At 43.4% G+C, this 20660-nt stretch carries 14 protein-coding genes; 9 read left to right on the forward strand and 5 right to left on the reverse strand.

Annotated features, from left to right (window positions below; genetic code table 11):
• Nucleotides 1-157 precede the first annotated feature (157 nt).
• A complete protein-coding gene (locus tag TW84_RS07555) occupies nucleotides 158-628 on the reverse strand; it encodes an Lrp/AsnC family transcriptional regulator (RefSeq protein ID WP_045975051.1) in 471 nt (156 codons plus the stop codon).
• 151 nt (nucleotides 629-779) lie between these two features.
• Between TW84_RS07555 and TW84_RS07560 the strand changes: the two genes are divergently transcribed.
• Nucleotides 780-1742, forward strand: coding sequence for a hypothetical protein (locus tag TW84_RS07560; RefSeq protein WP_045975052.1), 963 nt, complete (start codon nucleotides 780-782; stop codon nucleotides 1740-1742).
• Nucleotides 1743-1772: 30 nt separating this feature from the next.
• Here the strand turns inward: TW84_RS07560 and TW84_RS07565 are convergent, their stop codons facing one another.
• On the reverse strand, nucleotides 1773-3335 hold the full coding sequence (locus tag TW84_RS07565; RefSeq protein WP_045975053.1) for a methyl-accepting chemotaxis protein: 1563 nt from the start codon (nucleotides 3333-3335) through the stop codon (nucleotides 1773-1775).
• Nucleotides 3336-3578: 243 nt separating this feature from the next.
• Between TW84_RS07565 and TW84_RS07570 the strand changes: the two genes are divergently transcribed.
• Nucleotides 3579-5111 carry a diguanylate cyclase domain-containing protein gene (locus TW84_RS07570; RefSeq protein ID WP_045975054.1) on the forward strand — a complete coding sequence of 511 codons (1533 nt, stop codon included), beginning with the start codon at nucleotides 3579-3581 and terminating at the stop codon, nucleotides 5109-5111.
• A 116-nt stretch (nucleotides 5112-5227) separates the two neighbouring features.
• On the forward strand, nucleotides 5228-5923 hold the full coding sequence (locus TW84_RS07575) for a substrate-binding periplasmic protein (RefSeq protein WP_045975055.1): 696 nt from the start codon (nucleotides 5228-5230) through the stop codon (nucleotides 5921-5923).
• Between the two features lie 82 nt (nucleotides 5924-6005).
• Here TW84_RS07575 and TW84_RS07580 read toward each other — a convergent pair whose 3' ends face one another.
• Nucleotides 6006-6485, reverse strand: coding sequence for a GrpB family protein (locus TW84_RS07580; protein WP_045975056.1), 480 nt, complete (start codon nucleotides 6483-6485; stop codon nucleotides 6006-6008).
• Nucleotides 6486-7115: 630 nt separating this feature from the next.
• Between TW84_RS07580 and TW84_RS07585 the strand changes: the two genes are divergently transcribed.
• From TW84_RS07585 to cqsA, 6 genes are all read left to right on the forward strand, one after another.
• A complete protein-coding gene (locus TW84_RS07585) occupies nucleotides 7116-8600 on the forward strand; it encodes a lytic polysaccharide monooxygenase (protein WP_045975057.1) in 1485 nt (494 codons plus the stop codon).
• A gap of 418 nt (nucleotides 8601-9018) precedes the next feature.
• Complete coding sequence (gene ylqF / locus TW84_RS07590) at nucleotides 9019-9963, forward strand: ribosome biogenesis GTPase YlqF (RefSeq protein WP_045975058.1); 945 nt, start codon at nucleotides 9019-9021, stop codon at nucleotides 9961-9963.
• 94 nt (nucleotides 9964-10057) lie between these two features.
• Entirely contained in the window at nucleotides 10058-11035 is a 978-nt protein-coding gene (locus TW84_RS07595; RefSeq protein WP_045975059.1) for a CobW family GTP-binding protein, read from the forward strand.
• 402 nt (nucleotides 11036-11437) lie between these two features.
• Nucleotides 11438-12838, forward strand: a complete 1401-nt coding sequence (gene clcA / locus TW84_RS07600) for a H(+)/Cl(-) exchange transporter ClcA (protein WP_045975060.1) — start codon at nucleotides 11438-11440, stop codon at nucleotides 12836-12838.
• A 116-nt stretch (nucleotides 12839-12954) separates the two neighbouring features.
• Entirely contained in the window at nucleotides 12955-13929 is a 975-nt protein-coding gene (locus TW84_RS07605) for a TDT family transporter (protein WP_045975061.1), read from the forward strand.
• A gap of 217 nt (nucleotides 13930-14146) precedes the next feature.
• Nucleotides 14147-15328 carry an alpha-hydroxyketone-type quorum-sensing autoinducer synthase gene (gene cqsA, locus TW84_RS07610; protein ID WP_045975062.1) on the forward strand — a complete coding sequence of 394 codons (1182 nt, stop codon included), beginning with the start codon at nucleotides 14147-14149 and terminating at the stop codon, nucleotides 15326-15328.
• 35 nt (nucleotides 15329-15363) lie between these two features.
• On the opposite strand, the gene TW84_RS07615 is transcribed toward cqsA, so the two are convergent.
• The gene (locus TW84_RS07615) at nucleotides 15364-17409 is read right to left on the reverse strand and encodes a hybrid sensor histidine kinase/response regulator (RefSeq protein ID WP_045975063.1); all 2046 of its coding nucleotides are present in this window, start codon (nucleotides 17407-17409) and stop codon (nucleotides 15364-15366) included.
• Between the two features lie 196 nt (nucleotides 17410-17605).
• Nucleotides 17606-20653: an AAA family ATPase gene (locus tag TW84_RS07620; RefSeq protein ID WP_045975064.1), complete on the reverse strand. Its 3048-nt coding sequence runs from the start codon at nucleotides 20651-20653 to the stop codon at nucleotides 17606-17608.
• Nucleotides 20654-20660: the final 7 nt, after the last annotated feature.

Below are 20660 nucleotides of genomic sequence, written 5' to 3' on the forward strand. Positions count from 1 at the left end.
ATCGGTATGACCACCTTCGGTGAATCTGCACCAGCAGGTGAGCTATTCAAGATGTTCGGCTTCACCACTGAAAACGTTGTGAACACAGCGAAAGAGCTTTTAGCTTAATCACTGAACCTTGATACGAAAACGCCCCGCGACACTAGCGGGGCGTTTTTTATTGAATCTCTTCTACATTCACTTCAGTGCTGAACTTGACTGTACGAGTAGAAACCGAAGTCTGAAATTTGCGAATGTTCTTATCTTGATGCAATACGCGTTCAATAAACTTTTCATACGCTTTGATATCTGGAACGCTTACCACCAGCATGAAATCGTAGCCTCCCGTGATCTGATAGCATTGAGTGACTTCAGGCGCTTTTGTTATTGATTGGCGAAACACGCTGTATATATCAGGTCTATCCCGCTCCATTTCGACTGAAACAATCAAGTTCATCTTATTACCTGCCAGCTCGGGATTGATGATAGAGACATCACCCGTTATCACGTTGTCTTCTCGAAGCCGTTTTACCCTCTTCAAACAAGCTGGCGGCGACAACCCCACTTCTTCCGCCAACTCTACATTCGGAATACGATTATTCTTTTGCAGTATCGACAAAATCTTCTTGTCTAAACGGTCAATTTCCATAATTTCTCCAGAGGGAACTTTTAAGAAACTTTAACACAAGATCAACTCAATAAAGAAATATGAGGCATAGTTAACATGCAAATTACACATCCATATTTCTCATGTCTTTATTAATATTTGTGCCATCGAATCATTCAGTGTGGAATTCAACATGGAAAAGTTACAACGTTTCTTTTATGACCTTTTTAAAGAAATAGTCGATGTCACCTGGACTCTGTATAAAGTGATGATTCCAATCATCATCGTAATTAAAGTTGTTGAAGAGCTAGGAGGCGTTGCATTGCTTAGCCAATGGCTGAGTCCTTTGATGAATTTTGTCGGTTTACCCGATGAAATGGGCTTGGTATGGGCGACAACTCTGCTTACTAATATGTATGCGGGTCTATTGATCTTTATGAGCACCAACAGCGAACTCACCGTGGCTCAGGTATCGATTTTGGGGTCATTAATGCTCATCGCACACTCGATCCCGATTGAAGCTGCTATTGCCAAGCGCGCTGGTGTGAGTATTGCGATGACAACGTTAGTCAGAGTTGGGGGTGGACTGGTGTTTGCGTGGGTCCTCGACCAGATTTATCAGTTCGGCGATTTGCTAAATACACCTGCCCAGATCGTTTGGAATCCCGAAATCCCCCCAGAGCAAACTTATTTGCAATGGGCGTGGTCACAAGTCGAAAACTTGATAGCGATACTTGTCATCATTGCAATCTTACTATTTACATTAAAGATGCTAAAGCTATTAGGGGTGGAGAAGTTAATGGCGATGGCACTCAAGCCTGTTCTTTCTGTGCTAGGCATCAGCAGAGAAGCGACTAACCTAACCATAGTCGGCATTACATTAGGTATTTCTTTCGGTGGCGGCCTGCTGATCAACGAAGCGAAACGAGGCCACATACCAGCACGAGATGTGTTTACCGCCGTCATGTTGCTTAACTTGGCCCACAGCATGATTGAAGACACCATTCTCGTATTGTTGATTGGTGCAGACTTCGTATCGATATTTTGGGGAAGGTTGCTGTTTGCTTTTGTCGTCATCGCTATTATGTCACAGATCCTTAAGCGCATAAGCGAGCCCACCTGTCAGAGATATCTTTACAAAAGCGTTCAGCAATAATAAAGGCCCCTGCTGTTGCAGGGCCTTGGTTTATTTTTCTTCAAATCGCTGAGCTAACTGATAAAACTCGTTGACTTGATTGCGTAACTCTTGTGAGTGCAGATTAACGGAATGCGTCGCTGCTAGATTTTGCTCAGCCGCAGAGGCTATTGACTGAATGTGCAAATTTACATCACTGGAAAGCTGGCGTTGTTTCGTTGCCGCATCTTCAACCGTGCTCATCAAGTCGTTCATCGATTGCATCATGGTTTCGACTTCAGATAAACGTTTCGCGCTAACTTCTGCTACTGCACCACATGCATCTGTTTGTTCACGGTTGGCAATGATGTCGCGTTGCCAACCTTCAATCGTCGTCAACATGGTTTCAATACTGTCTTTAATTTGCAACGTGGCATTGGAAGTTCTGCCTGACAATGCACGAACTTCGTCCGCTACCACCGCAAAACCACGTCCCTGCTCACCAGCGCGGGCGGCCTCAATCGCAGCGTTTAACGCCAGTAGATTGGTTTGTTCTGCGATCCCACCGATTTCTTCCATCATATGACTGACGTTTTGAGCCTGTTCACTCAGTTGATAAGTAGTATTGGTCGCTTTTTCAGCCTGAACACTGAGTTTCTCTAAATTGACATGAGTCTGGTCGATAGTATCTTTCGCAAGCAGACACGTTTTGAGTGTCACATCAATCAAATCATGTGCTTCGTGTGTGCTGGTTGAAACTTCGTTTGCGGATGCTTCCACGTTTTCGGTTGCTTCACGAACTTGGCGAATATCTTTCGTTTGCTGCTCAAGAGCTTGCGTTACCTGCAGGGTTGTTGCGCTTAAGCCATCAGACAGATCTTGCAGCGGTTTAGCTGAATCCGTCATCCTACCTAGCACGGTTCTAATTCGTGCAGAAAGAAGCTTAATATGGAAATCTGCAATTGAGAATTGAGTATTGCCAGAATAGATCAGACGACTTACGCTATCATATTTTGACTGAAGCTTTTTCAACTGTTTAGGCGTATCGACCAATTCTTGCCTGAAAAGCAATGCGGTCACCGAGATTGGCAGTGCACTAGCGACCCAACTCGCAATGCCTTCGAGTGACAATAGATTCGCAATGATGGGGGCAGATAGAGAACCAATTAACATCACATAACGCAGAGTGTCGGGAATTTTCAGTGAGACAGTCGCGCCTGTTTTCTCAGCGTGCAGCAAAGATTGATAGGCTTTGTCCGCCACCTTGACCCACTCTCTTTTGGGTTTAACACGCACCGACTGATAACCCGTTATCTCACCATTTGCGTAGATAGGCGTTACGTAGGCATCTACCCAATAGAAGCCTCCTGTTTTAGTGCGATTTTTTACAATACCCCGCCATGCTTTACCTTGTTTTAGGTTCGCCCACATATCTGCGAATGCAGCTTTAGGCATAGTGCTATGGCGCACAATATTGTGATTTTGACCCAGCAGTTCTTCCTGAGTGAATTCGGCAATACGACAAAAAGCCTCGTTACTGTAGGTAATGACGCCTTTCAGATCAGTAGTCGACACCAACTGTTCGTTGGCGTCAAGCAAGGTTTCGCGTTCCGACGAAGTTTGACTAGCAATCATGAATGTAAACTTTTGTTGTAGTTATGTGGCACGGAAATATAAACAATAAATGAAATCATGACAAAATATTAAAGTAGTCACATGTAACATTTTTAGATTATTTGAAGATTTTTTTTGTTTTAAACACAATGCCTTCGCTCATATCGAAGCAATCTAGCCCGTTAATGACTGGCTCAAGTCAGAAATGATCTCTACAATGACGGTGTAGTATTGCCCACTCCTTGTTCAGGTAGCGCTTTTTTAGTGGTTAGATTAAAACACTTCAGTCTGAAACAGTTAACCATTCTGGTTTCTATCTCTGTTGTTCTCTTATTTCTCGTTTTCTATTTTACGTTTAAGGCGCTTTGGAGCCATGAACTGGCCGTTGATGCTTCAAAAAAGAGACAAGAGTTCGAGATCGAGCGTGTGCAAACCGTATTGAAAATGGAAGAACTCGAACTGAGAGCATCTCTTGAAGATTATGCCGCTTGGACAACGTTGGCACATTATGTACAGCAGCCTAGTGACGCTTTCATAACAGACAGCATAGGTCCGCATGCATTTGAGTCCAAGCGGGTCAACGGTATGATCATTTTCGGTCATGAACTGGACGTAAAATGGAGCGCTTTATACAGAGATGGACAAGTTCATTCCGCTCAGTTTATCGAGCTCAATGACCCTGAGATGGTCGACAAGCTTCTTACTCAAGCCATACAGTCTTCAAATGCCAAAGTTTCCTCGCAGTTGGAATACGCTGTACATAAAAGCGAGCCATACATGGTAGCCACTGCTCGAATTTGTCTCAGCGACGGAAAATCGTGCGATTTTGGTTACATAGTGTTTATTCGCAAGATCCGCAATGAGTTTATCGCAGAGATTGAAGATGCGACTGGTGTCAAGATCGTTGTTCATCCACTCAATGAACATGAGGCTGTACAAAGTACGGCTCAGGCAGAGAATGTTTCCGTGATTTATCGCGAAGACTTTCTAGACGGTGATAACATTGCTATCGAAATTACCCACAATGAAAAGCTACCCGCTTTTCTAACCGTGCCCGAAGCTAGCGTATTAGCTTGTTTTGCGCTCGTGATGTTCGCACTCAATTTGATAGTCGTATCGAGAATAATTAAACCCCTAGAAAAGGCACAGCAAACACTTCGCCAGTTTCAGAAATCAGGAGACATGCTACCAAACGAAGCCACATTTGTTTCAAAAGAGATGAGAAGCTTTGCTCGTGACATCAATCACCTCATTACTGAACTTGATGAGAAACGTGAAATCCTAAAAATGCAGTCTATTGTCGATCCACTTACCGGGATTGCGAATCGAAGACACCTCTACGAAACGGCCCGTTACTTCATTGAAGTGCTAGGTTACAATTATATAGGAGTTACTTTAGTCGATATCGATCACTTTAAACAATACAACGACAACTATGGACACATTGCTGGTGATCGCGCCTTGCGTCTCGTTGCAGAAGCACTGAGAGACGTTGAATCACCCTACGAGCACTTGGTGTGCCGTTATGGAGGTGAAGAGTTTTGTGTGTTGCTCGCAAGCGACATCGAACTTGAGCTTGATGGTTACCTCAATCAATTGGTGAGAGCAATCAGTAATCTGTCTTTAGAGCATGCCTATTCGCCAACCCGACCGTATGTCACTATAAGTGCTGGTGCAACGTCGAAGAAAACTAACACCTACGAGCATTTAACAAGCTTATTCCAATATGCGGATCAAGCACTGTATCAGGTCAAACAAGACGGTAGAAACGGCTACCAAATCATTTCCGCCAATTAAGTTTTGCTCAAGCATCGAGCCTAGATATTTCCCCTACACACAGTTGCATTACGAGTTTACCAACGCCCTTAGTTAGACTATACCAATGATATGTTCTATCAAGGGTCACACAAAATATGTCAATTCGATATTGCAGTCTCTACTGGCTGGCGTTGCTGATTTGTTTTATGCGGTCGGCCGTTGCTGACACGACGGTCATTGCAATAGGTGAAGTATATCAAAATCCAGAACTAAACAAGCTTGCCGGCTTTACTTTGATTGAGGATCTCGAATTCATATACCAAAAGTCTGGTGTCGAGATAGATTTTGTTTACTTACCGAATGCGAGGGCTATTCGCGCAGTCAGCCAAGGTCGATATCAAGGCTTGGACTTGAGGATATCGAGGCTTGCTCAAGACGAGAATATGATCAAGGTTGACGTTCCTCTCTACTATATCAGTATCTTCATATATGGCTTTGAAGGGCAATTTTACAACGAGCTGAGCCAAGTTTCGGAAAAAGTACTCGTCTCACAATTGGGTATGAAATTTACAGAAGAAATCGAAAGCTATAAAGCGCTTTATTTGGTTGAAAAAGCGGAACAAGCGGCATTAATGGTAAAGAAAGGACGCGCAGACTTGTGGTTAGCACCTAAGGTGGTTTACGAGATTCTCAAAGCCAAGTATCCAAACATTAAACCCGTCAGTAAGGCGATTATTCACGAACCCCTGTATCACTACATTCACATTTCAAATAAACACCTCCTGCCTCAGTTAGAGCAAGCCGTTAGAGATTTAGTCGCCAATCGACCGAATCGCGAACTACCACAGTGAACGACAGCTTCCGAGATCTTGACGGCACATTGATTACTCGTTCCTATTTAGTGCTATAAATCGTCGAAGCTTAGGTAACGGATTAGCCCTTCAAAGAATCATTCAAGGCTTGCACAATGAAGTCAGATTTCAGCGTTTGGTATTCCTCATGTGAGTATCCCTCGCAAGACTGTTTCAGTTTGTTGTAATATTTCACTAACTCAGGATTTGAGACGAGATAATCACGAAATCGAAGGAAGCATTCATGTTGTGAACCATTCACAACAACTTGAAACGCTACGTCATCTGTCTTCGACTCAAGCATGCACAGCTCGGAGGTGCGCAAGGTATTTTGTTTTTCTGAAAACCCTAACGTGGTCAATGTTTGAACTGACTGTTCAAATTGTGATAGCTCGACCCCAACATAAATGTCAAGATCACCTTTTGAAATCGCTCCTGGGATTGCCGAAGAGCCGATATGCTCTACAACCGCATTGGGGAGCAATAAACTCACTCTTCTTTTATAAGATTGAAATTGTGCACGACACAAATCCTGATACTCTTCTGGTAAATAAAACTTCATACTATCCTCAATCAAGTAAGTGAAACTAGACTAACCAATAAAGCACCTTCTTGGTTCAGTTAATCCAACGTTGTTGTTCCTCAACCCACAGCAACCCTTATGACCTACAAATAACTGAGACTATTTGTCAGCTAAAATGACACACCCAAATCCATTCATTATAAAAACAAAGCCAATCACAAACATTCGGCAAGGAAATTTAAATCGATTGTATAATAATCATTAAGAATGATAAGTACAAATTCAATAAGCATGAAAAATGAATTAAAGTGTCATAAAAACGTTATTTTTTCATTTATAAATCGATCAAATATACCTTGATATTATTTATTGGATCCGACTCACATATTAAAAAACTCTTTAAAGCCCTTGTTTAAACTCTAACAAAGAATAAAATTAACCTTAAATATCAATACTTTATTTTTACATAGCAAAAATTAACACAGATATGCAAGAAATTCGACAATTGCGATCTTAATTCACAATATGAATATTTAAACTGTAATAAAAATAATCTTGTCTTATATTTCAACCGTTTCTAATAGAAATAAAAATAATAGAAACCACCCAGCCAACAAATAAAAATCATTGATTGGCAATGTTAATTATAAAACGGAATAGAGTAAGAAAATGACAGCGAATAAGCACATCTTAAAACTGGCGGTGGGTAGCGCCTTGCTATCTACCATGCCTACTCATGTCTATGCACATGGTTGGTCTGAATATCCTAGTGCTCGACAAAACATCTGCTACGAACAAGGCGGTATCTGGTCTGGTAGTCCCCCCAATGCCGCTTGTGCAAATGCCAAAAGCATTTCGGGGTCTTACCCATTCGTACAGCGCAACGAGTACGCCAAAAACATTACTGACTTTAACAACCCGAGCGCAGTAAAAGCCGCGATTCCAGATGGTACTTTATGCTACGCAAACGATCCTCAGAAACGTGGCATGGGAGCCCCTCATACCGCCTGGACCCGCACAGAAATGAACACGGGTACATTCGAATATGTGTTTAATGCTACCGCACCGCACAACCCTTCATTCTGGGAATTTTACTTAACCAAACCAAATGCTGACCTGTCTAAAGGGCTCACTTGGGGCGATTTAGATTTGATTCAAGAAACGGGCAATGTGCCAGTAGAGAACGGGAAATACCGAATCAATGTCACTATCCCATCGGACAGATCGGGCGACGCTATCTTCTTTGTGCGTTGGCAACGAGATGATGCCGCAGGTGAAGGTTTCTACAACTGTTCTGATATTACGATTAAGAATGGTAACACTCCGCCTCCTGAACCAGCACCACAACCCGATTTGCATCGTGGCTCATCCTTTATCCCGAGTGAACTGGAAGCGCCTCGAATTGGCGATGTCGTAAAGTATGACATCATCAACAAAGATGGCGCGGTTGCACGTAGCTTTGATATAAAAGTCGATTCAAGCAACGTTGGGGATTGGGCTCGTCTCCTAGCATCAGAGATTAATGGTTGGCACGCCGAGTTCAAAGACGGCGCAGTCTTTATCGGTGATTGGCATGAAGAAATGCAACACTACATGTATTTCCAGAATGATCCGTCACGCAATTTCTTTAACTCCAAAGACAGTCGTGCTTCAGGGTTAATGAGCGTTTCCCGCGACAGCAATGGCAATGTAGACCCGCTAGCAGGACAACTTTACGAGCTATCGCAAAGTGATAATGTCGTAAACGCGGGTGATAAAGTCGTCATCGTTACAGAAGAAAATGCAACGCTGACTCAAACTCAGGGCACACCTGTATCGATTCAAAATAACGGCTCTTCTTCGATCATTATCGATACCCGAACTATCAGCCAAAATGAAACGTTAATTTTCTCGGCGAGCGCGACCAGCAGTGATCGTATTGAAACCTTTACCTTTGAGGTGGTGGTAGATGACGGTGGCGTCACACCACCACCGACTCCAGAACCGGGCCCAGATACAGGCAACGCTTGGAGCTCATCAGCGACTTACATCGGCGGTGAAGTGGTTTACTATGCTGGTAAGGCGTGGAAAGCACAATGGTGGACGCAAGGCGGTGATGATCCTGAAACGACATACAGTAAGGACAAATGGGGCGTTTGGAGACCCGCAAACTAGAACTCCTGCGACCTATCTCATCATCTAAATAAGTAGATCAATTTTTATCAAATAGTCATCGCGCCTTTTACAGCGTGGTGGCTATTTTTTGTGCTCAGTTTTCAATCCAAAGTCCACACTCATGATTCGACGTGAATACTGGCTACGCCATCACCAAGTAACCCAATCGAACTCATGCAAAGAATAACGTTCAAGTCTTAAACAAAGTTACTGATTGACTACAAGCTAAACAATTGATGTGATTAGTCGCTTTTCTCCCGCCCTTCGTTATGAGATTACTCAAGTCGGTGTTAATATTGCGACCAAGTCAATCTGCCCTACCTTAATCGGCATCACAAACTTGTGATAAACGAACGCTTTGTTATGTTTAAAGTTGAACAGCAGATTAAACCATTAAATTAGAAGGCAATATTTTCAAATGGTTAACAATACAATTCAATGGTTTCCGGGCCACATGCATAAGGCCCAAAAAGAGATAGCTGAAGCCATCCCTCAAATTGATGTCATTATTGAGGTACTTGACGCTCGTATCCCTTTTAGCAGCGAAAACCCCATGATCGCCGAGTTAAAGGGGGATAAGCCCGTGGTTAAAGTTCTCAATAAACGCGATCTCGCCGACCCTGAGAGAACGCAACTTTGGATTGACCATTTTGAGAAAGAGCACAATGTTAAAGCGATTGCGATTACCACTTCTCAACAACAAGAAGTAAACCGCATAATGGAGCTAGTTCGTAAACTGGCTCCTCACCGTGAGGAAATTGGCAAAAACATTCGTACCATGATCATGGGCATACCGAATGTAGGCAAATCAACCATCATCAATGCTCTTGCAGGTCGCACCATTGCAGTCACGGGCAACCAACCTGCCGTGACACGTCGTCAGCAACGCATCAACCTGCAAAACGGTATTGTTTTATCAGATACTCCAGGCATTTTATGGCCTAAAGTGGAAAATCCGCACAGTGGGTTCCGTCTCGCGGCAACCGGTGCTGTTAAAGATACGGCTATGGAATACGAAGAAGTCGCTTTCTACACGGTTGAGTACCTTGCAAAAGCTTACCCGGAGCGTTTGAAAGAGCGCTATCAGATCGAAGAAATGCCGGAAAGCGACATCGAGCTCATGGAAGAGATTGGCCGTCGACGTGGCGCGTTACGCTCTGGCGGACGAGTCGATTTGCATAAGTGTTCGGAAATTTTACTTCATGAATTGCGCAGTGGGACCTTAGGTCAAGTAACACTTGAGTTGCCAGAGATGATCACTAAAGAGTTGGTCGAAGTAGAGATTGAAGCGACACGTAAGGCCGAAGAGAAAGCCAAGAAAAAAGAAGAGCGTCGTAAGCGATACTTAAAAAACAAACGTTAATCACTACAACGGCGGTATCTACCGCCGTTTTTATTCTCGCTTCTACACTCACCTTTGATATAGTCAAAGCTATGTTATCAACGAGTTTCGCACAATGAAAATCCCAACCAATATCATTACTGGTTTTCTGGGGACCGGAAAAACCACGACAATACTTAACCTGCTGAAAGCAAAACCGGCTGACGAACATTGGGCTGTTCTAGTCAATGAGTTTGGTGAGATTGGTATTGATGGCGCAATGTTGACAGAACAAGGCGCAATGATCAAAGAAGTACCAGGTGGTTGTATGTGTTGTGCTGCTGGAGTCCCGACTTCTGTTGCCCTTACCGCATTGCTTCGTACGCAGCCCAATCGTCTAATAGTTGAACCTACTGGCTTAGGCCACGCCCACAAGATTCTCGCAACGTTAACCTCGGCTCAATTCCGAGATTACATCGACTTAAGAGCCACCATAGGATTAGTCGATCCTCGCAACCTATCTAACCCTAAGTATGTCGAGAATCAAAACTTTAACGACCAACTCAACATCGCAGATATTGTGATTGGTAATAAAGTAGACGCGTGTCATGTCAGTGATATCGATGCGTTTAACGACTGGGTATCAGATCAAAATCCACCCAAGATTTATAGCCAACTTGTCAAGCAAGGGCGTTTCCCTATAGAACTTCTCGACAACCAGAGAAGGGAACCAACAGTGTCAACGGATATTGCACAGCACCATCATGAACACGCTGAGGAAGAACCACAATTTGCTCTAGCACCGGATCAGGTAATGGTCCGCAAAGAAAACAAAGGCCAAGGCTACTTTAGTTGTGGCTGGTTATTTGGTGCAGAAGTCACTTTCAGTTTTGATGACCTATTCTCTGTGTTATCAGACTTAACTGCCGAACGTGTCAAAGGCGTAATGAACACCGACAGAGGCTGCTATGCCTTCAATGTAAGCCACGGCATTGTCTCTGTTAATGAAATGTCATTGGAGGGTTTCGAAAGCCGTCTGGAAGTGATCGATAGCCAACTGCTTCCATGGGATCAGTTAGAAAAAGTACTCAAGCAAATTGCCTCACTTGATTAGCCTTCTCCAAACGACAAAAGGCGCACCCTTTAGTGCGCCCTATCCCTCGTTACTCAATCGTGAGTCTGCGAGTCAGGACCGTATATTTTTGCGCCCTGATCATAAAACGAGGATCTCAAAATGATGTGTTGAATCCATCCAAATTGTAGGTAAGGCTTTTAATCCTCCATGCGGGTTGGTTCAGATTGCCTTACGTCTTAACTATGGTTCAAAATGCTAAAAGTGCAAGGAGATAAACGTGATCTCTGACCAATTCCTGACTATTTTTGAACTCTCACATCCTTCATATTTGAAAATCAACATTTCATTCTTGACGCTATAGTTAAACTTACACAAGCGTATAATTCTCATGTAAGACATCAATATTTACAATGCAACCAATCGGATGAGGTTACCTTTTTTATGACCAAGAGAGAGAAAATTAAGCAATCCCTTTTAGCGAGTATGCCAAAGGATGCAATTAATCAGTTTCTCTCTAAAGATAAAACACCTGTTTCTGTTCTCGTCCTTTCTTTACTTGTCGGTATTCTTGCCGGCATTGTGGGTACCTTGTTCGAGATTGCCGTTCATTTTGTCTCTGAAACCCGGACTGACTGGCTCAAACAAGCAATCGGTAGCGCGTTGCCGCTGTGGCTCGCGGCATTTTTGATCAGTGCCGCATTGGCATTTGTTGGCTACTATCTCGTTCATCGTTTTGCCCCCGAAGCTGCCGGATCAGGCATTCCAGAAATTGAAGGTGCAATGGATGGTATACGCCCCGTTCGTTGGTGGCGTGTTATACCTGTGAAATTCTTTGGTGGTATGGGCGCACTGGGCTCAGGCATGGTACTTGGCCGCGAAGGTCCAACGGTTCAAATGGGAGGAGCCATTGGCCGTATGGTGACGGATCTTTTTCAGGTCAAAAATGACGATACCAAACACACATTGCTTGCCTCTGGCGCAGCAGGAGGTTTAGCCGCAGCGTTCAATGCCCCGCTGGCTGGCATCATGTTTGTCGTTGAAGAGATGCGCCCCCAATTTCGCTATTCACTCATTTCTATTCGAGCGGTGATCATTTCGGCCATCGCCGCCAACATTGTCTTTCGTTACATTAATGGTCAAGATGCGGTGATCACCATGCCGCAATATCACCCGCCCGAACTTGCAGCTTTGTGGCTCTTCTTGCTTTTAGGTGCCATGTTTGGTGTTTTTGGTGTGGTGTTTAATCGCCTCGTTACTCTCTCTCAAGACTTGTTTGTCAAACTGCATAAGAATGATCGTCGACGTTACCTGATCACTGGAAGCTGTATAGGTGGTTGTTTTGGTTTGATGCTGCTTTATCTGCCAGAAATAACCGGAGGCGGTATTAGCTTAATACCGACCATCACTAACGGTGGCTACGGTGCGACAGTGCTACTGCTTTTATTCGCTGCAAGGATCCTCACCACACTGATTTGTTTTGGCTCTGGGGCACCCGGCGGTATCTTTGCGCCGATGTTAGCTTTGGGTACGCTATTTGGTTATGCATTTGGCTTAATCGCCCATGGTTTAATGCCTGAATTGATGATTTCACCCGGCATGTTTGCGATCGCAGGTATGGGGGCTTTGTTCGCGGCTACCGTGCGTGCGCCGATCACTGGCATATTGTTAGTGATCGAAATGACCAACAACTACTACCTAATACTGCCACTGATCATTACCTGCTTGGGGGCCGTTATTTTTGCTCAGTTACTCGGTGGGCAGCCGATTTATAGCCAACTGTTACATCGAACATTAAAAAATGAGAAGTTGAGACAAGAAGACCTTCCCTGCGACTCAAAATGACAATTGCACAGTAACCGCTCAGCTTGATATGATCTTCTGCCCTGAATGATCTGTAGCACGGATTTGCTCAATCATTAGTGCCAATCATTTATTTCAAGCTAGTCAGGATTACGCCGTTGAACTGGAAACGCTTTACACACTTTCACAGTGTGCCCCCCTCACAAGCCGCATTAGCGCTGGGCATGATAGGACTCGGTCATGCATGGGCATTGTATATTCCTGACATTGGCGTTTTTATCCGCCCTTATCTTGCCGCAGGCGGTGCTATTCTGCTGCTTCCAGTGCTAATAAAATACTTCAGCAGTTACTCCACTTTCATCAACGATATTAGACACCCACTGAGCGGCAGCTTGATGGCCCCTATGAGTATGGCATTGTTGATCTTATGTGATTACCTCGCCGTGATCTCGCCCTTGATCGCTTACCCTTTGTGGTTTGCGGCGCTGCTGCTCCACATCACCATGATGGTGTTGTTTTTCTTCTTTCAAATAACACGCTTCAAGTTAGCCAATATTGTTCCTAGTTGGTTCCTATATCCAGTAGGGTTAATTAGTAGCTCGTTGGCAGGCACCAAGTTCGGTCATAACGTATTTTCAGAAACCTTAGTCAGCATCTGTATTACAATATACTTCTTTATGTTACCACTGGTTCTCTATAGGCTGATGTTTGAAGGCCGGCTCCCACGCAGAGCAAGGCCAACACTCGCCATAATGGCAGCACCAATCAACCTGTCATTGGCGACCTATTTGGTTAACTTCCAAAAGCCAGACCCAATTCTCACTGGCGCTTTGGCTGGTATCGCTATCACTATGACGTTAACAATCTACTTGTGTTACTTCCGTCTAATGCGACTAAAATTCCAACCTTCCATTGCGGCAGTCACCTTCCCTTCTGTCATTAGTGCGATCGCGATGCACCGTCTGACGAGCTTTTTCGAGCAGTATCATCCGCACTGGCACTGGCTTCACAAATTTGGATTTTTTGAGCTGAGTGTCGCCACCGCACTGGTAGCATGGGTACTGATTGGCTATATCAAGATGTACTGGCCAGAGTTCCATACATCTAGCAAGAACGTCACCATGAGCAAATAGCACTCTGCACTGAATAGTTAACGGCAGTATATCGAAATTTTTCTTATGTTAGGCTCGGGTCAGCTTAGGGAAAGAATTCATATATAAATATAGTTGATATTTTTATTTGTAACGAACCACAAAGTAATCAATATCAGCGCTCGAACTTATATCCATTTTGGTTCATATATCCTTTTGTCAGCTGGCACATGGTTTTAACAAAAAGGATATACTTGTCATGAATACACTGAACCACTACCCTCCTTTGCCAGATTTTATTAATCAAAAGATAGAATTTTATCTTAATGATTTAATTAATAACAACAAAAACGGTAAACATTTAGTTCTTGGAAAGAGGCCTCAAAATGGCGACCTTGTTTTACAAAGTAATGATTATCTAGATCTATCGAATAACCCCGATATCATTGAGCACCATATTAGTTCTATTATGGCACGAAAAAGTAGCCCGTTTATGTCGGGGATTTTTTTACAAGATGAATGTTCTAAACCCGAAGTGGAGCAAAAACTCGCTAAGTATGTCGGATTTCAATCTTGTTTACTTTCTCAGTCTGGATGGGCAGCTAATACCGCTTTGCTGCAAACCATTTGTGACAGTGAAACTAATGTCTACATCGATTTTTTCGCTCATATGTCATTATGGGAAGGTGCTCGCATAGCTGGAGCTAATATTCATCCCTTTATGCACAATAACGTTAATCATCTGAATAAACTGATCAATAGACATGGTCCTGGCATTGTTCTTGTTGATTCGATTTACAGTACTATAGGAACTATAGCACCATTGGTCGACATTGTATTAATCGCAAAAGAGCATGGATGTGCAGTTGTAGTCGATGAATCTCATTCTTTAGGGACTCACGGTAAACATGGGGCAGGTTTGTTACAAAGCTTAAAGCTGAGTCATCAGGTGGACTTCATGACGGCCAGTTTAGCAAAAACATTTGCCTACCGAGCAGGGGCAATTTGGTGTAACAATCGAACTAATGATTGTATTCCATTCGTGGCTTACCCTGCGATTTTTAGCTCGACCATGTTGCCACATGAACTAGATCGACTCGATAAAACACTGGATATCATTAAGGAAAAAGAAGAAGAAAGGGCTTATTTGCAAAAGTTGAGCGAATATTTGAAAACTAACCTAATCAATATCGGGTTAACAATTAGAAGCCAATCTCAAATAGTAGCTATTGAAACAGGGGATGAGCGCAATACTGAAAAAATGAGAGATTTTTTGGAATCTCAGGGAATATTTGGTGCAGTCTTTTGTAGACCGGCAACGACACCCAATAAGAACATAATACGTTTTTCTCTTAATAGCTCCACGACCAAAGATGAAGTAGATAAAATTGTGTATGCTTGTCAGAAAGCTTATGACCTTCCAGATATGTACTTTATTTAAACAAATACAAATGGCCCATAGAGAGTGGGCCATTTTTAAATCCAGTTTGAAATCTTGTCCAACAATACCTCGGTACCTGCTGGTTTAATAATATAATCATTCATTCCTGATTGGTGGATTTTATCAATAGCGGTTGAAGTCGAATCACCAGTATGACCTAAAATTGGAACATCAGCATAATCGCTATCTGACGAACGGATAGCATTTGCCGCCTCAAGGCCATTCAGTTGAGGCATTTCTATATCCATCAGTACTAAATCGACAAAATTGTTTTTAAGTTTGTCTAACACTTCTTGCCCATTCTGGGCTTGAATCACCTCAAATCCCTGCTGCTCTAACAAAATAGACGTGTAAGTACGAAGTGAGTGATTGTCGTCAGCAATAACGATCGTTTTACCGACACGAACTTCTTTTCTCGGCAGTAAGTTACGATCAGGTTCAGGAGACTCAAAAAACAATTCATCCAAGACGCGTGCAGGTTCTAAAGACATGCGATGCTTCTCAACAGGGTAAATAGTCAAGTGCCTTTCGACATCGTTGTGATAGCAGTTATTCTCGTCGTAGAGAAACACGATTCTCGCTTCAGTGAAATGAAGCTTGTTCTCTAACGCCGAAAGTTGGTCTGGTGAGGTTATCACTGCATCCAAATCAATAAATATCAAATCGTATTCAAATTCGTACTCTTCCCTGCTGTTAGCCAATTTGAGGTCAACGGCGTTAAGAGTAAATCCCTTATAAAAAGACTGTTCGTTTAGTAGTTGTGAAATCACACTTGTTTCACCGACATAGAGGGCTGATTTAGATTTCATGAGGTCCAACTTGATGTAATCCACTCTCGCTGATTGGTATCGAGGGAAAGTCAGTGTGAATTCCGTCCATTCATTTAGTTCAGACCTACAACTGATTCTGCCACCTAAAGCATTCATCACTTTCCGACAAAATGGTAAACCAAGACCATAGCTACCTGACTTGCCGAAGGTGTAAAAATCTTTAAAAATGTGTTTAAGGACTTCTGGGGCTATACCCACTCCGTTATCTCGGAACACAATGGTGTTGTTTTTGTCGAAACTCTTTAGCTCAACAGTGATTTGAAAATGGTTACCGTTCTGATAATAAAAGGCATTTTTGAGAAGATTGTACAAGGCATATTTGATGAGTGTATCACTACCAAAGAAATCAGCATCCTGTTCACATTTGAACTGAACAGCCTGCTTATCAATTGGGCTCTTGTAAGCGAAGCTTGATAGAGAGTCTTCCGTTACACGTTTTAAAGAGTGTCTCCTGAATGTCGACGTAGAAACGCGGTTTTCATCAATAGAAGTCAATAGAAGATCGATAGTTTCGTTACCATATTGAATCACTTCATCTGCATCACTGAGCACTTCTCTCGCTATGGTCAATTCCTGATGCGACATTGAGTAAAACTCATCAGTTTTTGACTTTTCATCAGGCAATAATGAACTGAGAACATCAAAAGATGCTTTCAGCGCACTTAAAGGGTTACGCATTTCATGAGCGATTCCTGCGCCAAAGGATTTTGCTATAGATACTTTACTCTCATGCTCTGCCTGATTGCGGAAATAGAATAAGTTACCAAAAATATATGTGAACAGAAAAATCGGCAGGTATGGCCACACTATTTTCTCCAACGCCAAGCTAAAGTCATACCCGTAAACGGTGACAAAAGCACACAATAACGCAATCGAAGCTTGCAGCAACATAACTCGCGTTTGGTGAACCAGCAAAACATGGAGAAAAACTGAGGCCATAAAAGACATCGCCCATACCGTCGACCACTCGTTCATAAACATCATGTAGCTAAAAAAGTACGGTAAGCAGATCGATATCGAGATGAGATAATATTGAGGCAGGTATCTTTGTACGTACTTGGGTAGTGCACGACGAACCACGAGAATAGCGAAAAGAAATGCGCAAAACAATCTGAGGGCCAAACTTTCGTATGGCTGAGGGAACAGGTAGGTCCATACGTAGTAGTAAGCAGGAAAACCAAGCAAGCCCATCCAACCCACGAGTGTAAGGTTCGGGTCTGCGTATTGATAAATCTTCTTTACTACATTCATGCATTAAAACCGCTACGCGCTACTTCTTTTTCGCCTAAAGCACTGTTACAAGCGCCTTAAGCCCATTTAAATGATTGTGACCGCTAGGCACCAAAGTGTGACCTACCCAAAGTGATCGATTCTATGCTGTTAACATAAACCACTGTTATAGATTGAGCATACGCAACATAGTGAATTATGTAAATTTTAGCCTGCACTATGTATGCATACCAATCAATTGAATACTGCTCCCCAAACGCGAGGCTTCAACGTCTATTCTCAACGGCATTTGCTCTTTAAGCTCACTAACATGGGATATTAAACCAATCATGCGTCCCGTTTGCTGCAACTCGATCAGCGTTTGAACCGCTAAATCTAACGACTCTGGGTCCAAACTGCCAAACCCTTCATCAATAAACAAGGTATCCAACCGAATGCCACCACTGTATGACTGAACGACATCCGATAAGCCAAGTGCCAAAGACAGAGCAGCCATAAAAGACTCGCCCCCAGATAGAGTGGCGACATCTCTATTCTTGCCTGTGTAACTATCTTCTACCATCAAATCCAGACCACGCCCAGCAACGCCCTTGAAGCCTTCGGTTTTACGGGCAAGAATGTAACGCCCCTTGCTCATCAAACTGAGTCTCTGGGACGCTTGGATAAGAACATCGTCCAGCAATACGCCAAGAACAAATCGATGCAAGCTAACCCGACTTCCAGTCTTACCGCTAGCAACGTCATACAGGGTTCCATACACCCTATACTCAGCTTCCAATTCCGCATTCTTTTCGTGCAGTAAGACAATATCACGGCGGACTTTCTCAAATCGTTCAAACTTCGAACGAGTAGTATCTAGTGTATTTCTGGCTTCGACGTACTCTTGGCTGCTAAGTTCAACACACTTAGCCAACTGGTCTAAATCTGGCGTTTGCTGATCTTTTAACACATGTTTCAAGTCCGCTAACGTCTGGTTTAGTTTGACTTCCGTTTGCGCGTAAGTCTCGACCGAAGCTTTCCAAAACTCTAATTGTTCATCGGTCGCTTTGCTGCTGAGGTAATCTTGTTCATCAGAAAACTGTGCTTTTTCAATCAAGACATGCCATTGCGTTTCCGCTTTATCTAAGTCGCGCTTTGCTTGCGCTAAAAGCTGTGTGTTGCTCTGTCTTTGTCCTTCAAGCTCGGCATGGTGTTTGACCAGTCGTTTTTGCTGCTCATTGGCTTGCTCTAGGCGCGTTTGCAACGTATCAATTGAGGCTTTGGTTTGCTTATACTCATCGTCGACAGATTCCACTGATTGATATTGCTCGCCAATAGACTGTATTAGTGCCTCGAAACGCTGTTGGAGCGCCTGAGTTGTAGCGTCATGGGCAGACATCTCTTCTCTCAGGCGATGAATTTCATTGTCACCTTTTTCACAGCGTTGGTTGAGCGTTGCCACCTCTGACTCCATCTGCTTAAGGTCAATTGAAGCTAATCCCGCTAACTTGGCCTGACATTCAGTGAGCTGGCTCTGCACTAGGTCCAAAGATTGGCCTCTATGCTCTCCCAACTCTTCCTGAAACGCTTCAATTTGAATTTTTAGACGAGAGATCAGCACGTTCTGTTGTTCAACAATGAGAGTTTGCTCGTTGAGAGAGTTCAGGGACTGACGCTCTTGGTTACGATAAAACTCCACTTGCTCTTTAGTCACTTCTTCGCCAACAAACGAAGCAGGATTTGGGTGTTCAGCACTGCCACACACAGGACAAGGCAGACCTTGTTGAAGCCTCCGAGCCAGCACCGCTGCCTGAGCGCTATGCCATCGCATTTCATAGTCATCCGCTTGCTTGCTATGGGCTTGCCAATCAACCTTCAGCTGTTTTACATGAGCTTGTAGGGGGTGCTGACCTTGCTCTAAAGCCATTAACTCGTTAGATAACGACTGCAGTTTATTGAGATCGGCACTCAGACGCTGCAATCGTGCTAGTTCAGACTCTATCGTCGCTTTGTCTCCAACTTTCAGCTTAGCCTTTTCAAGTTCTAGCTGAGCTTTGGATGCTTCTTGCAATAGCTTTTCTTTATGCGCCTGATATTTGATTAAAGTCGCATTGGATTCTTGTTTCTTGATAGCAGAATCTTTGAGGTTTTTTTCCAACTCCAACTGTTCGTGTAACTTAGTTTTGATGCCTTCCAATTGGTAAAGCTTATCTGTCAAATTCGGAATTGATTGAGCTTCCAGCGTTAACGTATCGAACTGCTGTTGGTGCTCTTCTATCGCAACATTCGAATGTTGCAGCGCTTTTTCAAGCGAGCTAGCTTTTTCATTCAGTTCATGGACCTGCTTTGTGAATGAGCTCCAGTTGGTATACGGCACATCTAGCTTGGAAGCCTGCTGAGCGATCGCCAATTTTTGTTGAATTTGAGCATTGCTATCGCTTTTATCACTATGCTCTGACAACGCTTTCTCTGCGCTTTGCAGCTTATCAAATTCACTTTGCAATTGGTGAGCTTTCTGCTGTGCTTCTTTGCTTTTATTTAACTTTTCAAGGGCAACCTTCTCACTTAAACTCACCTCTTCAAGCCGCTTAGCAACAACTTCAAGTTGCTGGTTTAACTCTTGTTCTGTACTGGCCTCAGCCACTTGTAGAGCACCGCGAATCTGGTTATCAAACTCATCTTTTGACTTGCTGATCGCACTCGCTTTGTCCTTAAGTGCAAACTCAATTTTTTTGTAGATGTCAGTCTGGAACAGTTGGCCGAAGATCGCTTCTCGATCTTTGGAGCTTGCTAGCAAGAGTTCACGAAACTTACCCTGTGGTAACACCATCACCTGACGAAACTGGGTTTCATTCAGACCAATCAGTTCTGCAACCTCAACCTTTACCTGCGCTGTCTTGCTCGTGATAAGTTTCTGATCATTGGTAATCTCATACAAAGAGGCGGTATGTTTGCGTGTTGTCGTACCTTCGCCTCGAGCTTTAGGTGCCAATTGATCGGGTGATCTCGTGACTCTATAGCGCTTATCCTTAAGTGCGAATTCAAAGACCACTTCGGTCGGTAACGCAAGCGCCGCCATATCGCAGCGCATCTGCGTTCCTTCTCTATCATTACCTGTTGTTTGGCCGTACAAAGCAAAACACATAGCGTCTAAAATTGACGTCTTACCTGAACCTGTTGGGCCGTTAATCAAAAACAGTGGATTGGAACCGAGCAACGTAAAGTCGATGGTTTCAGTGTTAGCAAAAGGGCCAAATGCCTGCATTGTCAGTGATAATGGTTTCATCGCTTGC

Origin of the sequence: Vibrio neptunius (assembly GCF_000967495.1) — a bacterium.
Taxonomy (GTDB): Bacteria; Pseudomonadota; Gammaproteobacteria; order Enterobacterales; family Vibrionaceae; genus Vibrio; species Vibrio neptunius.

What these genes read in the sequence shown, in the direction of transcription:
- TW84_RS07575 (WP_045975055.1), top strand. Translation starts at nt 5,228, where the DNA reads ATGTCAATTCGATATTGCAGTCTCTACTGGCTGGCGTTGCTGATTTGT.
- TW84_RS07560 (WP_045975052.1), top strand. Translation starts at nt 780, where the DNA reads ATGGAAAAGTTACAACGTTTCTTTTATGACCTTTTTAAAGAAATAGTC.
- cqsA (WP_045975062.1), top strand. Translation starts at nt 14,147, where the DNA reads ATGAATACACTGAACCACTACCCTCCTTTGCCAGATTTTATTAATCAA.
- TW84_RS07565 (WP_045975053.1), bottom strand. Translation starts at nt 3,335, where the DNA reads ATGATTGCTAGTCAAACTTCGTCGGAACGCGAAACCTTGCTTGACGCC.
- ylqF (WP_045975058.1), top strand. Translation starts at nt 9,019, where the DNA reads ATGGTTAACAATACAATTCAATGGTTTCCGGGCCACATGCATAAGGCC.
- TW84_RS07620 (WP_045975064.1), bottom strand. Translation starts at nt 20,653, where the DNA reads ATGAAACCATTATCACTGACAATGCAGGCATTTGGCCCTTTTGCTAAC.
- TW84_RS07580 (WP_045975056.1), bottom strand. Translation starts at nt 6,485, where the DNA reads ATGAAGTTTTATTTACCAGAAGAGTATCAGGATTTGTGTCGTGCACAA.
- TW84_RS07585 (WP_045975057.1), top strand. Translation starts at nt 7,116, where the DNA reads ATGACAGCGAATAAGCACATCTTAAAACTGGCGGTGGGTAGCGCCTTG.
- TW84_RS07555 (WP_045975051.1), bottom strand. Translation starts at nt 628, where the DNA reads ATGGAAATTGACCGTTTAGACAAGAAGATTTTGTCGATACTGCAAAAG.
- TW84_RS07595 (WP_045975059.1), top strand. Translation starts at nt 10,058, where the DNA reads ATGAAAATCCCAACCAATATCATTACTGGTTTTCTGGGGACCGGAAAA.
- TW84_RS07615 (WP_045975063.1), bottom strand. Translation starts at nt 17,409, where the DNA reads ATGAATGTAGTAAAGAAGATTTATCAATACGCAGACCCGAACCTTACA.
- clcA (WP_045975060.1), top strand. Translation starts at nt 11,438, where the DNA reads ATGACCAAGAGAGAGAAAATTAAGCAATCCCTTTTAGCGAGTATGCCA.